This window comes from Acrocarpospora macrocephala, assembly GCF_009687865.1.
Taxonomy (GTDB): domain Bacteria; phylum Actinomycetota; class Actinomycetes; order Streptosporangiales; family Streptosporangiaceae; genus Acrocarpospora; species Acrocarpospora macrocephala.
On the sequence record NZ_BLAE01000064.1, the window covers coordinates 75,019 to 89,290 of the forward strand.

Sequence of the window (14,272 nt, forward strand, 5' to 3'; positions counted from 1 at the left end):
GATGTGGCTCCGTTCAATGTGAGTGATAGGTGTTCGATTGGAGTGAAGTCGGTTGGGCTGGTACGGCCACCGGCCCAGGTCAGCGGGCGTCAGGTGAGCAGGCCGCGAATCCGGGCGGGGTGGATGGGCACCGAGGTGATCGCGTTCGGCCGGCCGAGCGCGTCGTCCACGGCGGCGGCCACCGCTGCGGCGACCGCCGTGGTGCCGCCCTCGCCCGCGCCCTTCACCCCCAGCGGGTTGATCGGGCTGGGCGCGTCCTCGGTGATCAGGGTCTCGATCGGGGGGATCTCCATCGCGGTGGGGATCAGGTAGTCCATGAACGTCGTGCAGAGCGGGGTGCCGTCCTCGGCGTACCGGAACTCCTCGTACAGCGCGCCGCCGAGGCCCTGCGCGACGCCGCCCGCGATCTGGCCCTCCACCAGGGTCGGGTTGAGCGCGCGGCCGACGTCGTAGCCGACGATGAACCGTTCGACGTGCGTCTGGCCGGTGCCGGGGTCGATCCGGACGACGGCGGCGTGCAGGCCGTACGGGTAGGTCATGTGGTCGGAGTGGAACCAGCCGTCGGCGGTCAGGCCCGGCGACTCCTTCAGCTCGGCCGCGCCGGACGGGTCCAGCAGGCGGGCGATCTCGCCGAAGCTGAGGGCCCGGGCCGGGTCGGCGGTCACCAGGACCTTGCCGCCGGCCAGGCTGAGGTCCTCGACCGGGACGCCGAGGGTGTGCGCGGCCACCCGGCGGGCCTTGTCGGCCAGTGCCTGCGCGGCGTTGGACACCGCCGAACCGGCCATCACGGCCAGCCGGGTGGCGAACGCGCCCCGGCCGTACTCGAACTGGTCGGTACGTCCCCGGACCACCCGGATCGAGTCGTGCGCGATGCCCAGCACCTCGGCGGCGACCTGGGCCAGCACGGTGTCCACGCCCTGCCCGACCGAGGACGCGCCGCAGGTCACGGTGACCGCGCCGGAACTGTCCACCGAGATCCGGGCCCCCTCGTACGGCCCGATGCCGCTCTTCTCCACGAAGAACGCGAACCCGAATCCGGCCAGCTCCCCGGCCGCCCGGCGGGCCGCGACGTCACGCCGCACGCCGTCCAGGTCGAACTTCTCCCACACCTTCGCGCGCAGCAGCGCGTAGTCGCCGGAATCGTGCACCAGCTCGGTGCCCATCGCCTGGATCGGCCGCTCGTACGGCATCGCCTCGGCCGGGATGAAATTGCGCTCGCGCACCTCCACCGGATCCAGCCCCAGCTCACCGGCGATCCGGTCCACCAGGCGCTCCCGGGCGAAGGTGCCCTCGTAGCGGCCCGGCGAGCGGTAGGTCCCGGCCGGGGTCTTGTGGGTCAGCCGGACCTGGGCGCGGACCCGGAAGTTCGGGATCCGGTAGGGCCCCGGCAGCATCGAGGCGGTCAGCGAGGCCACCGTCGCGCCGTGGGTGCGCACGTAGGCGCCCTGGTCCAGGACGAAGGCGGCGTCCAGCGCCTCGATCACGCCGTCCGCCCGGACCAGGGCCCGCAGGCGGTGATGCTGCCCGCGGGAGTGGTTGGTGGCCACCAGGTGCTCCTGCCGGTCCTCGATCCACTTGATCGGGCGGCGCAGCCGTACGGCGGCCAGGGTGACCAGGACGTCCTCGGGGTAGAGCTCGCCGCGCGGGCCGAAGCCGCCGCCGACGTGGGTTTCCCGGACCTGGACCTGGCGGGGCGGCAGGCCGCACATGGCGGCGACCGCCTCCCGGTTCCAGAACGGCACCTTGGCCGCGCCGTCCACGATCAGCTGCTGCTCGGCCGCGTCGTAGACGGCCGCCAGGCCCCGGCACTCCATCGGCACGCCGGTGTGCCGGCCGATCCGGGCGTCCGACTCGATCACCCGGTAGCCGGGTCCTGGGGCGGCGAAGGCGGCGGCCACGTCGCCGTACTCCACGGTGAAGGCGGTGGCCTGGGAGTCCTGCGCGGGCAGCTGGTGGCCCAGGCCCGCCGCCCAGGTGGCCTGCTCGGCGTCGAGCCAGGCCACCGGTTCGGCGTCGGCGTCCAGGTGCGCGGGCAGCGGGTCGAGGTCCAGCTGGACCAGCTCGGCGCCGTCCTCGGCCAGGTAGGCGGAGGTGGCGAAGACCACGGCGACCGGCTCGCCGACGTACCGGACGATCCGCCGGGCCAGCACCGGCTGCCGGTAGGGCAGCAGGTCGGCCAGCGGGGTCAGCCGGAACCCGATGGCGGGCAGCTCGGCGATGTCGGCGTGGGTCCAGGCGGCCACCACGCCGTCCAGCAGCAGCGCCGGGGTGACGTCGACGGAGCGGATCCGGCCGTGCGCGATGGGCGAGCGCACGACCCGCATGTGCAGCTCGCCGGGGCGGATGGTGTCGGCGGCGAACCGCCCGGCGCCGCGCAGCAGCACCGGGTCCTCGATGCGCAGCGCCCGCGCCCCGATCACGGCTCGCCGCGCATGGCTCGGGCGGCGCACATCGTCGAGGTCAGGATGTTCTGGTAGCCGGTGCAGCGGCACAGGTTGGAGGAGAGCACCTCGCGCAGTTCGGCCTCTTCCGCGTCCGGATGTTCCTCCAGGTAGCCGGCGATCAGCACGAGGAAACCGGGGGTGCAGAACCCGCACTGGAGGCCGTGGTTCTCCCAGAACGCCTGCTGCACCGGGTGCAGGCGCTCCTCGTCCGGGGCCAGGCCCTCCACCGTGCGCACCGAGGTGTCCTCGGCCTGGACGGCGAACATCAGGCAGGACCGGACCGGCTGCCCGTCCACCAGCACCGTGCACGCGCCGCAGACGCCGTGCTCGCAGCCCAGGTGGGTGCCGGTCAGGCCGCAGTCCTCGCGGAGCGCGTCGGCCAGGGTGCGGCGGGGCTCGACCGCGATCTCGTACCGGTCGCCGTTGACGTACAGGCGGAGCGGAATCGCGGAGCTCATGATGCGGTCCCTTTCTCGGTTCGGCGGATGTCGGCGCCGGTGCGGACGGCGGTCCTGACCCGGTGCGGGGTGGCGGGCAGGTGGAAGACGCCGACGCCGAACGGCGCGAGCGCGTCGCTGACGGCGTTGGCGATGGCGGCGGGCGCGCCGATGGTGCCGCCCTCGCCGACCCCCTTCGCGCCGGTGATCGACTCGGCGGAGCGGGTGTCCAGGTGCACGATGTCGATGCCGGGCATCTCCGCGATGGTCGGCGGCAGGTAGTCCATCAGCGACGTGGTCACCAGCACCCCCCGTTCGTCGTAGATCAGTTCCTCGTAGAGCGCGTTGGCGACCCCTTGCGCCACTCCCCCGTGGATCTGGCCGTCCACGATGGCCGGGTTGATCAGCCGCCCGGCGTCCTCGGCGACCAGGAACCGGGTGACCGACACCTGGCCGGTCAGCGGGTCCACCTCGACCTCGGCGACGTGGCAGGCGTTGGCGAAGGTGCCGGACGGGTCGTACCTGCCGACCGCCTCCAGCGCGGGTTCGCCCTTGTCGGGGATGAGGTGCGCGTTCAGGTAGGTGTCCCGGGCCAGCGTGGCCAGCGAGACCCCGGTCTCCTCCCCCGCCCGTACGGCCTGGCCGCCGGCGAGTTCGATGTCGTCGGGCAGCCCGCCCAGCCGCGCGGCGGCCAGCACCCGCAGCCGGGCGGCCAGCTCCCGGGCGGCCAGCAGCGACGCCCCGCCCGCGATCACCATCGCCCGGCTGGCGAAACTGCCCCACCCGTACGGCGTGGCGTCGGTGTCGGAGGCGATCACCCGGACCGCGCCCGGCTCAAGCCCCAGCTCGTCGCAGACCAGCTGGGCCAGCGTGGTCCGCAGCCCCTGCCCGTGCGGGGAGGCCCCGATCCGCAGGGTGAGCGCGCCGGACGGGTCCATGGTCAGCACCGCCCGCTCGTACCCTGGGGTGATCAGCGGCGCGGGCTCCCGGCCGAGCTGGATCGGGCGGGACCTGGCGGCGAAGGCGGGCGTGCCGTAGCCGGTGCGCTCGGCGAAGCAGGCGATGCCGAGGCCGAGGTAGCGGCCCTGCGCGCGGGCCCGCTCCTGCCGGTCCCGGAAGTCGGCCAGATCGGCCCGTTCGGTGGCGGCGCGCAGGGTTTCCAGGTGGGATGCCTCGTCCAGGACGAGCCCGCTGGGCGAGCGGTGCGGGAACTGCGTGATCAGGTTCCGCGCCCGGATCGCGACCCGGTCAAGACCCAGCTCGGCGGCGGCCACGTCGAACAGCCGCTCCATGGCCAGCACCTGGACCGGCCGGGACACGCCCCGGTAGGGCGCGATCGGGCACTTGTTGGTGACGATCGCCCGGGACCGCACCGAATACTCCCGCACCCGGTAGGCCCCCGGCAGCTCGGCCATCGCCATCAGCGGCTCCACGCCCCACGTCACCGGGTAGCAGCTGTAGGCCCCGACGTCGCAGACCAGGTCACCGCGCAGGGCCAGCAGCTCGCCGTCGGCGGTGAAGGCGCCGGTGATGTCGTAGACCTGCTCGCGGCTGTGCCAGGCGGCCAGGAAGTTCTCCTCGCGGGTCTCCAGCCAGGCGATGGCCCGGCGCAGCCGCCGGGACGCCCAGACCAGGGCCACGTCCTCCCTGGCCAGCGCCATCTTGGCGCCGAAGCCGCCGCCCACGTCGGGGGCGACGACCCGCAGATCGTCCTCGCGCAGGCCGAGCGAGTGGGCGATGCCGGTCCGGATGAGGTGCGGCATCTGGGTGGTCACGTGCAGGGTGGAGCGCCCGGAGGCCCGGTCGTAGGCGGCGTGCGCGGCGCGGGCCTCCAGCGGCATGGCGCTCTGCCGGGCCGAGCTGACCTGGATCTCGACGATCCGGTCGGCCCGGGCGAAGGCCGCGTCGAAGCCCTCGGTGTGGATGCGGCCGTCCACCACGGTGTTGGGATCGCCGGGATAGTCCACCGCGTGCACCAGCGGCGCGCCGGGAGCCAGCGCCTGCTCGGCGGAGACCACGGCGGGCAGCGGCTCGATCTCGACGTCCACCAGCTCCAGCGCGTCCTCGGCCTCGGCCTCGGAGGCGGCGATCACCAGGCCGACCGGTTCGCCGACGAAGCGGACCATGCCGGTGGCCAGGATCGGGGTGTCCACCGCCACGAAGTCGGGCCGGTTGAGCACGGCCCGGATGGGTTTCACCTCGGCCAGGTCGGCGGCGGTGAACAGGGTGACGCCAGGCGGGGCGGTGACCGAGATCAGCCGCCCGGCGGCCACGGCGCTCCGGACGAACCGGGCGTGCAGGCAGCTCTGGTCGCGGGCGGCGATGTCGCCGACGTAGCGGCCCCAGCCGCGCACGATCGCCGGGTCCTCCAGCCGGGGCAGCGCCCGCCCGGTCCAGGTCGGCGGCTCGGCCCCGGTCATCGCCGCACGTCCAGGCCGAGCGCCCGGGGGATCAGGGCGCGGACGAGGTCGCGGCGGTAGGCCGGGTCGCCATGCGCGTCGCCCGGCGGGTCGCAGTCGGCGGCGGCCGCTTCGGCGGCGGCGGTCACCAGCTCCGGCGACCAGCGTGCGCCGAGCAGGACGCGCTCGGCGGCGGCGCTCCGCAACGGCACCTCGGCCACCCCGCCCAGGCAGATCCTGGCCTCGGTGACCAGCCCGTCCTCGACCCGGACGGCGGCGGTGGCGGCCACGATCGCGAAGTCCCCGGCCCGGCGGGCGAACTCGGCGATGCCGGTGCGGTAGTGCTCGTCCAGCGCGGGCAGCGCGATCGAGGTGAGGATCTCGTCCGGCGCCATCGCGGTGGTGAAGACGGCCTGGAAGAAGTCCGCCGCCGGGATCACCCGGGTTCCCCTGGCCTGGCTGCGCACCGTCATCTCGGCGTCCAGCAGCCGGGCGACCAGGCACCACTCCGAGGCGGCGTCGCAGTGCGCGATCGAGCCGCCGAACGTGCCCCGGGTGCGGATCGGCAGGTGGCCGACGTGTGCGGCGGCGCGGCGCAGCAGGTCGCCGAGCGGGCCGGGCAGCGGGGTGCGCTCCATCGCGTGGTGCCGGGTCAGCGTGCCCACCCGCACCCGGTCCCCGTCGGCCGCCAGGCCGGCCAGCCCCGGCACCCGGTTCACGTCCACCAGGCGGGCGGGGCGGGCCAGCCGGAAGTTCATCATCGGGATGAGGCTCTGCCCGCCGGCCAGGATCTTGCTGTCGTCCGGATCCTGGGCGATCGCCGCCAGCGCCTCGGCGAGGTCACGCGGGCGGACGTACTCGAACGGGCTCGGCTTCACCAGGGCTCCCCACGGTAGTTGAGGGAATAGACATCGGTCCTGCGGTCCTCGCGTGGCCGGATCGCCGGGCCACGCACCCGGGCCGCGCGCACCGCTGCGATGTCGATCTCCACCAGGGCGGCGTCGGCGGCGGTGCGGGAGAGCGGACCGGCCAGCACTTCACCGTAGGCGTCGCAGGCCACTGAACCGCCCAGGGTGGCCGGGCCCCCGTGCGAGCTGCCGGCCACCTGGGACACCGCGACCACGGCCACCTGGTCCAGGTTGGCCTGCGCGAGCACCGAGTCGACATGGCGGGTGGCCCCGGCGGCGGGGACGGTGCGGTCGAAGCCCGCCACCCAGGCGGCGGGCGCGATCACCAGGTCGGCGCCCTGGAGGGAGAGGGCGCGCAGCACCTCCACGAACCGCAGGTCGTAGCAGACGCACAGGCCGAGCACGCCGTACGGCGTCTCGCGGACCGGCAGGCCCAGGTCGCCGGGGGTGTAGACGCCCTTCTCCCGGTCGAACAGGTGGAGTTTGCGGTAGTGCAGGACCGGGCCTTCCCCGTCTACCGCGACGACCGTGTTGAACAGGTCGTCGCCGTCACGCTCGCAGAAGCCGTACACGACCAGACCCGACCGCCCGGCGACCCGGGTGAAGGCGGCCAGGCTCGGCCCGTCGAGCGGTTCCGCGACCGTACGGGCGAGCGCCGGATCGACGACGTAGCCGCTGACCGCCAGCTCCGGCAGGACCACCAGGTCGGCGCCCGCCTGGAAGGCCGCCGCGGCCCGGGCGACGGCCAGGTCGCGGTTGGCGGTGACCTCGCCGGCCACCACGTCGATCTGCTCCAGCGCGACGACGGTCATCGCAGGGTCAGCGGCAGGGCGTCGACGTCCACTCCGGCCGCGCGAAGCATGTCGGTGTCGGCGGGACAGGGGCCGCCGACGCTGACCACCCGCTCCCCCTGGTCGGCGGCGACCGCGTGCCAGTAGCCGATCTCGATGTGGATGGTGTCGCCGGGCCCGAACGGGAACTTCTCCCCGGTGGTCACGTTCTCCGCGGTGCCGTGCCCGGCCAGGATGTGGATGGTGTCCTCGGACTCGGCGTGCACGTGTTCCCGGTTGCGCTCGCCCGGCTCCAGGACGACGTAGTTCATGTTGGCGGTGACCGCCCCGGCGCCGAGCCAGACGACCAGCCGGGCATCGGCCGAGATGAACGGCACCAGCAGGCCCGGCCGGTCCCGGTGGTAGGTGGTCACGCCAGGTTCGGCGGCAAGGTGGGCGGGTGCGGTGCCGAGCGCCGGGTCCACCGGGCTGGGCCCGCCGACGAGCCGGGCCCCCGTCTCGGCCGCGAGCGTGTACACCGACCCGGGGCGGATGTGCGCCATCGCGCCCTCGCCCAGCTCGTGACCGGCGGCGCCGCCCCCGGCCAGGTGTTCGGTGACCGTCGCCGTGCCGCCGACGACGTAGTAGACGGCCTCGCCGGCGTGGGCGAGCGGCCGGGTGGCGGCGCCCGGCCCTAGGTCGATGGCGTAGAGGCTGCGGCAGCTGGCGCCGGCCCGGGGTCCGATGATCTCGCGCCAGGTGCCGCCCGCGGCGAGGCCCAGGTCGGGCCCCCACTGCTCGGGGGAGACGACGCGCATGCCCGGGAAAGTCTGGTGGTTCTCCGTCACGCCAAGGACCATAGCATTCAATTGCATCAAAGTTGTTAAGTGGCACTAAAATCAGTCATGGCGGGATAAATCAGTCGATGTTGATCCACACCGCGACGGCCTCGCCCGGGCCCGAGTTGACGATGCGGTGCGGGCGGGTGGACGGGTAAGCGATCACGTCGCCCTCCGCCAGCTCGTAGATCTCGCCGTCCAGCTCCACGGTGAGCGAGCCGGAGACCACCACACCGAACTCCCGGCCGCCGTGGTGGGTGGCCCGCGGGCCGCTCGCGCCGCCCGGCTCGTAGGTGTTGACCGCCAGCTCGACCCCCGCCTGCGTGTCGTTGTGCGCCACCCGCCGGGTGGTGCCCTCCCCGGCCCGGATCAGGGTCTGCTCGGCCAGCCGGGTCACCGGCGATCCGGCGCCCTGGTCCGGCCGGTCGAAGAGGTCGTACATGTGCAGGCCGAGCGCGGAGGCCACCGAGACCAGCGTGCCGACCGAGGCGTTGGAGACGCCGCGCTCCAGCATGCTCAGCATGGAGGTGCTGATCCCGGTCCGCTCCGCGACCTCCTTGAGGGTCAGCCCGCGCCGGGAGCGCAGCACCCGGATGCGGGCGCCCACCTGCGCCATGGTCTGGTCGGCGCTGTGCTGGTTCGGTGCGGGGGGAGCCGCGTCCGGCGCGTTCAAAGGGTCTCCGATCCGAGGGTGGGCGGGCAGCGCCCACGGTTTCAGCCACATTGAACCGGGTCAAGCAGCCCTTGGCCAGCCGCCTCGCGACCGCCGCCGAAGTTCACTACCACTGTAACTACTTCATAGATAATTAACGCGCGACTATTGCATAAATCGGTCCGGACACCACATAGTGGCTCGCACGCAGCCGTCGGGAGGCTGCCGGACCCGCCACCACCTCCACTCCCGAAGGACGATCCACATGATCATTAAGAAGTACGCCACGGGCTTGGCCCTGCTCACCGCCGCCTCCCTTACGCTGACCGCCTGTGGCCGCGACACCGGCGGCGACACCGCGAGCGCCCCTGCCACCCCCGCCGCCGCCATCGATGACAGCCCCGCCAAGGGCGAGATCACCGTCTGGGCGATGGGCGGCGAGGGCGACCAGATGCCCAAGATCGGCGAAGCCTTCCAGCAAGCCAACCCCGAGGCCAAGGTGACCGTCACCGGCGTGCCCTGGGACGACGCCCCCACCAAGATCTCGACCGCCATCGCCTCCGGCCAGACGCCCGACGTGACCCTGCTCAACCCCGACGCGCTGGCCGCGTTCGTGGCCGCCAAGGGCTTCGCCCCCGTGCCCGCCGGGCTGATCGACGAGTCGGGCTTCGACGCCAACGCCATCGCGGCCACCAAGATCGACGGCGCGAGCTACGCGGTCCCCCTCTACGTCGACACCCGGACCCTCTTCTACCGCAAGGACCTCGCCGAGAAGGCCGGCGTCAGCGCCCCCAAGACCTGGGCCGAGCTGAACACCTTCGGCGCCGCGCTGAAGAAGGCCGGGGCCAAGGAAGGGCTGCTGCTGGCCACCGGCGAGGCCGGCTTCACCCACCAGGTGCTCCTGCCGTACATCTGGCAGGCCGGGGGCGCCCTCACCAACGCCGACCAGACCGAGTTCACCCTGGACACCCCGCAGGTGATCGAGGGCCTGGCCAAGTACCAGTCGCTCGTCAAGGACGGCGTGTCCAGCCAGACCGGGACGTACGAGCCGTGGGGTTCGGTCGAGGAGCGGCTGGCCCGCGGCGAGGTCGGCTCGGTGGTGAACGGCTCCTGGCTGATCGGCCCGCTCAAGGAGCTGCTCGGCGACGAGTTCGACCAGAAGATCGGCATCGCCACGGTGCCCGCCGGCGCCGGCGGCGGCGTGAGCTGGCTCAGCGGCGGCCAGCTGGCCGTCTTCGCCGATGCCAAGAACCCCGACGGCGCCTGGAAGTTCATCCGGTTCATCTCCACCCCCGAGCAGGCCGCGCGCTTCAGCGAGCTGACCGCCGACCTGCCCGCGGTCACCGCCGCGTGGGGCGTGGCCGGACTGGACCAGGACCCCGCCGTGGCGGTCTTCAACGACCAGCTCAAGTCCACCGCCACCCCGCCGGTCATCCCGACCTGGGCGCAGCTCTCCTCGATCGTCGACGGGTACGGCGAGCGGCTGGCCCGGGGCACCATCACCCCGCAGGACGCGGCGGCGGGCCTGCAGAAGGACATGTCGGCCGTCGGCCTCAAGTAACGCCCCGCCGCCTAGGAGACGTACCGAATGAACCCCACTGCCAACGCACCCGCGCACCGCCGCCGGCGGCCCGCGTGGCGGCGCCGCCGCGCCCTGGCCGGCTGGCTGCTCGCGCTGCCGTTCACCGCGCTGTTCGCCGCCTTCATGGTCGGGCCGCTCACCGCCTCGCTGGCGCTGAGCTTCTCCGACGCGACCAGCCGCGACCTGCGCACGCCGTTCGCGGTGGGGTTCGTCGGGCTGTCCAACTTCGCCGACCTGTTCTCCGACGAGAAGTTCCTCCGGGCGATCGGGAACACGGTCTACTTCGCCGGGGTCGGCGTGCCGCTCACCGTGGCCGTCGCGATGCTGATCGCGCTGGCCCTGAACAACGGCGTCAACCGGTTCCGGGCGCTGTTCCGGGTCGGCTTCTACACGCCGGTGGTGACCAGCATCGTCGCCATCGCCGTGGTCTGGAAGTACATCCTGGAGCCGGACGGCCTGCTCAACCAGGGCCTGGCCGGGCTCGGCGTGACCGGGCCCGACTGGTTGCACGACACCAGCTTCGCGATGCCGTCGCTGATCCTGATGGCGATGTGGCGGAACATGGGCACTCTGATGATCGTGTTCCTGGCCGGGCTGCAGGGCCTGCCCGCCGAGGTGTACGAGGCGGCCCGGATGGACGGCGCCGGGCCCTTCCAGCGCTTCCGTTCCCTCACCCTGCCGCTGATGCGCCCCACCATCCTGCTCGGCTGCGTGCTGATCAGCGTCTACTACTTCCAGTTCTTCGAGGAGGCGTTCGTGATGACCGGTGGAGGACCGCTGGACAGCACGCTCTCGATCACCTACTTCACCTACAACCAGTTCGGCTACGGCAACTACGGATACGCCTCCGCGGCCAGTTACATCCTGGCCGTCGCCATCGCCATCGTGACGCTGGTGCAGTTCCGCGTCCTCCGGGCTAAGGACTAGAGCGTTGGCCATCAGGAAAAATATCCGGCGCAGCCGGTGGTACCTCTACATCCCGCTGCTGATCGGCCTCGCCCTGACCGTGCTGCCGTTCGTGTGGATGGTCAGCGGCGCGTTCAAACCGCAGCGCGAGATCCTCTCCGGCGAATTCACATTGCTGCCGGAGAACGGCACGCTGCGCAACTTCGCCGACCTGTTCACCCGGGTGGACTTCAGCTCGTACTTCGTGAACAGCGTGGTCGTCGCGGTCGCCGTCGTCCTGGGCAACCTGCTCTTCTGCTCCATGCTCGGGTACGCACTGAGCAAGATCGAGTTCCCCGGCCGCAGAGCCCTGTTCGCGGTGGTCATGACCATGCTCATGGTGCCGACCGTGGTCACCTTCATCCCGCTGTTCGTGCTGGTCACCCGGATGGGGCTGGCCAACACCTTCGGCGCGCTGATCCTGCCGTTCCTGGCCGCCCCGCTCGGCGTCTTCATCATGCGGCAGTTCATCGGCGACATCCCCGACTCGCTCATCGAGGCCGCCCGGCTGGACGGCGCGGGCGAGTTCCGGATCTTCTTCACCGTCGTCATCCCGCTCTCCGGCCCCGCCCTGGCCACCCTGGCCATCCTCCAGTTCCTGTCCTCCTGGAACGAGTTCCTCTGGCCGCTGGTCGCCGCCCAGACCGAGGACATGTACACGCTGCCGGTGGGCATCGCGCTCATCTCGGCGGGCGCCAACACGGTCAACTACGGCCTGCTGCTGGCCGGGGCCACCGTGATCGTGCTCCCCATCCTGGTGCTGTTCCTGTTCCTCCAGCGCTTCTTCATCCAGGGCATCTCCACCACCGGCCTGAAATAGCGAAAGGCTCCGCGTTGTCCGCGAACCTGCACCGGCTCTGCGCCGGCCTCACCCTGGCGGAGAAGGTCTCCCTGCTGACCGGGCGCGACTTCTGGTCCACCCGGGAGCTGGCCCGGATCGGCCTGCGTCCGATCGTGTTCTCCGACGGCCCCTCCGGCATCCGCGGCCAGGCCTGGGACGAGCGCGACCCGTCGGTGAACCTGCCCTCGGCCACCGCCCTCGCCGCCTCCTGGGACCGCGGCGTGGCCGGGGCGTACGGGGCGGTGCTGGCCGGGGAGGCCCAGCGCAAGGGGGTGGACGTGGTGCTCGGCCCGACCATCAACATGCACCGCACGCCCGGCGGCGGCCGGCATTTCGAGGCGTTCAGCGAGGACCCGGTGCTCACCGCCGAACTGGCCGCCGCCTACACCGAGGGCATCCAGCGGCACGGCGTCGGCGCCACCCCCAAGCACTACCTGTGCAACGACTTCGAGACCGAGCGCTACACGGTGGACGTCCGGGTGTCGGAACGGGCCCTGCGCGAGGTCTACCTGCTGGCCTTCGAGAAGGCCGTCACCGAGGCTCGCGCCTGGCTGGTGATGAGCGCCTACAACGCGGTCAACGGCGCCACCTCGAGCGAGAATCCGCTGCTGGAGACGCCGCTCAACGACGAGTGGGGGTTCGACGGGGTCGTCGTCGGCGACTGGACCGGCGTCCGCAGCCTGAACAGCGCTCGGTACGCCCAGGACCTGGTCATGCCAGGACCGGACGGACCCTGGGGTGAGGCCCTGGTGAAGGCGGTGGAGGCCGGGGAGATCGACGAGGCGGTGGTCGACCGCAAGGTGCTCCGCCTGCTGCGCCTGGCCGCCCGGCTCGGCAAGCTGGACGGCAGCCCGCTCGCCGTCCCCAGGACCACCCCGGACGTGGACCCGGTGCGTTTCGCCCGCGAGGCCGCCGCCGAGGGCGCGGTGCTGCTGGAGAACCGGGGCGTGCTGCCGATCGACCCTTCCTGGGTGCGACGGGTGTTGGTCGTCGGGCACAGTGCCGCCCACCCCCGCACGCAGGGCGGCGGCAGCGCGACCGTGGTCCCCGCCCACGTGGTCACCCCGCTGGACGGCATCCGGGCGGCCTTCCCCGCCGCCCAGGTCACCTACCGGCCGGGACCGCTGGTCGAGAACGGCCTCGCCTACCTGGCACCGGGCCGGATGACCAACCCCGTCACCGGCGAGCCTGGCGCGCACGTGCGCTTCCTGGACTCCGAGGGCGAGGTCATCCACACCGAGGAGCGCCGCTCCAGCGACCTGGTCTGGTTCGGCGGCGACGCCCCCATCGAGCAGGCCGCCACCGTGGAGGTCCACACCCGCTACCTGCCCGAGACCGGCGGCGAGATCCGGCTCGGCGTCAGCACCCTCGGCCTGCTCCGGGTGACCGCCGATGATCACCTGGTCGGCGAGCGCCACATCGAACCGGTCGGCACCGACCTCGGCGCCGCCCTGCTCGCCGCCCCCGTGGAAGCCTTCCCGTTCGCCGTACACCAGGACCGGCCCGTCGAGCTGAAGCTGACGCTCGCCCTGCGCCGGGCCGACGCGGGCCTGCGCAACGCGCTCGGCTTCCGGATCGGCCTGCTCCCGCCCGAGATCGACGACGAGCGGCTGATCGCCGACGCTGTCGCCGCCGCCCGCGACGCCGACCTGGTCGTGGTCGTCGTCGGCAGCAACAAGGAGCTGGAGGCCGAAGGCGAGGACCGGCACACCCTCGCCCTGCCCGGCCGCCAGGACGACCTGGTCGCCGCGCTCGCCCAGGCCAACCCTGCCTCCGTCGCCGTGGTCAACTGCGGCGCCCCCATGCTGCTGCCGTGGGCGTCCGACGTGGGCGCCGTGCTCCAGGTCTGGTTCGGCGGCCAGGAGATCGGCGCCGCCGTCGGCGACCTGCTCACCGGCGCCGCCGAACCCGGCGGGCGGCTGCCCACCACCTGGCCCGCGGACGAGGCCCAGGTGCCGATCCTCCGGATCGAGCCGGTGGCCGGCCAGGTCCACTACGACGAGGGCATCCACGTCGGCTACCGCAACTGGCTGCGTCTCGGCCGCACCCCCGCCTACCCCTTCGGCCACGGCCTCGGCTACACCACGTGGGCCCTGGAGGACCTCCGTGTCCCCGCCACCGTCGACCCTGCAGGCGAAGACACCTTCACCGTCCGGGTCCGGGTCCGCAACACCGGCGACCGGGCGGGCAAGCAGGTCATCCAGCTGTACGGCGCCCGCGCGGAAACCGCGATCGACCGCCCGGTGACCTGGCTCGCCGGTTTCGCTACTGTACGACTGGCCGCGGGCGCGACCGGCGAAGCCGAGCTGGACATCCCCGTCCGGACCTTCGCCCACTGGGCCGGGGGCTGGGCGTACGAGCCGGGGGACTTCACCCTCACGGCCGGGTTCTCCGCCGCCGACCGTGCGCTGACGGCCACCGTCCGCGTCGGCTGACCGGCGGTCCCGGGGTGCGC

The 14,272-nt window shown here is 72.7% G+C and carries 11 protein-coding genes; 4 read left to right on the forward strand and 7 right to left on the reverse strand.

The features are described from left to right. Positions 1–89: 89 nt before the first annotated feature. From Amac_RS41560 to Amac_RS41590, 7 genes are all read right to left on the reverse strand, one after another. On the reverse strand, positions 90–2,492 hold the full coding sequence (locus Amac_RS41560; RefSeq protein ID WP_218041603.1) for a xanthine dehydrogenase family protein molybdopterin-binding subunit: 2,403 nt from the start codon (positions 2,490–2,492) through the stop codon (positions 90–92). Beyond that, positions 2,417–2,902: a (2Fe-2S)-binding protein gene (locus Amac_RS41565; protein ID WP_155359930.1), complete on the reverse strand. Its 486-nt coding sequence runs from the start codon at positions 2,900–2,902 to the stop codon at positions 2,417–2,419. The genes Amac_RS41560 and Amac_RS41565 overlap by 76 nt, the downstream gene beginning before the upstream one ends. After that, positions 2,899–5,301 (reverse strand): xanthine dehydrogenase family protein molybdopterin-binding subunit, encoded by a 2,403-nt coding sequence (locus tag Amac_RS41570; protein ID WP_155359931.1) that lies wholly within the window; start codon positions 5,299–5,301, stop codon positions 2,899–2,901. Before Amac_RS41570 ends, Amac_RS41565 begins: the two co-directional genes overlap by 4 nt. After that, complete coding sequence (locus tag Amac_RS41575) at positions 5,298–6,158, reverse strand: FAD binding domain-containing protein (protein WP_155359932.1); 861 nt, start codon at positions 6,156–6,158, stop codon at positions 5,298–5,300. Before Amac_RS41575 ends, Amac_RS41570 begins: the two co-directional genes overlap by 4 nt. After that, positions 6,155–7,000 carry a nitrilase-related carbon-nitrogen hydrolase gene (locus Amac_RS41580; protein ID WP_155359933.1) on the reverse strand — a complete coding sequence of 282 codons (846 nt, stop codon included), beginning with the start codon at positions 6,998–7,000 and terminating at the stop codon, positions 6,155–6,157. Before Amac_RS41580 ends, Amac_RS41575 begins: the two co-directional genes overlap by 4 nt. Then, positions 6,997–7,806: a cupin domain-containing protein gene (locus tag Amac_RS41585; RefSeq protein WP_155359934.1), complete on the reverse strand. Its 810-nt coding sequence runs from the start codon at positions 7,804–7,806 to the stop codon at positions 6,997–6,999. The genes Amac_RS41580 and Amac_RS41585 overlap by 4 nt, the downstream gene beginning before the upstream one ends. A gap of 70 nt (positions 7,807–7,876) precedes the next feature. Next, complete coding sequence (locus tag Amac_RS41590; protein ID WP_170322930.1) at positions 7,877–8,470, reverse strand: helix-turn-helix domain-containing protein; 594 nt, start codon at positions 8,468–8,470, stop codon at positions 7,877–7,879. Between the two features lie 244 nt (positions 8,471–8,714). Here Amac_RS41590 and Amac_RS41595 point away from each other — a divergent pair, with 244 nt between their 5' ends. The 4 genes from Amac_RS41595 to Amac_RS41610 are packed head-to-tail and all read left to right on the forward strand — an operon-like array spanning position 8,715 to position 14,252. After that, positions 8,715–10,010, forward strand: a complete 1,296-nt coding sequence (locus Amac_RS41595; protein WP_155359936.1) for an extracellular solute-binding protein — start codon at positions 8,715–8,717, stop codon at positions 10,008–10,010. A 27-nt stretch (positions 10,011–10,037) separates the two neighbouring features. Further along, positions 10,038–10,958: a carbohydrate ABC transporter permease gene (locus Amac_RS41600; RefSeq protein ID WP_155359937.1), complete on the forward strand. Its 921-nt coding sequence runs from the start codon at positions 10,038–10,040 to the stop codon at positions 10,956–10,958. 4 nt (positions 10,959–10,962) lie between these two features. Continuing rightward, the gene (locus Amac_RS41605) at positions 10,963–11,796 is read left to right on the forward strand and encodes a carbohydrate ABC transporter permease (RefSeq protein WP_218041604.1); all 834 of its coding nucleotides are present in this window, start codon (positions 10,963–10,965) and stop codon (positions 11,794–11,796) included. Between the two features lie 14 nt (positions 11,797–11,810). Beyond that, positions 11,811–14,252, forward strand: a complete 2,442-nt coding sequence (locus Amac_RS41610) for a glycoside hydrolase family 3 protein (protein WP_218041605.1) — start codon at positions 11,811–11,813, stop codon at positions 14,250–14,252. Positions 14,253–14,272: the final 20 nt, after the last annotated feature.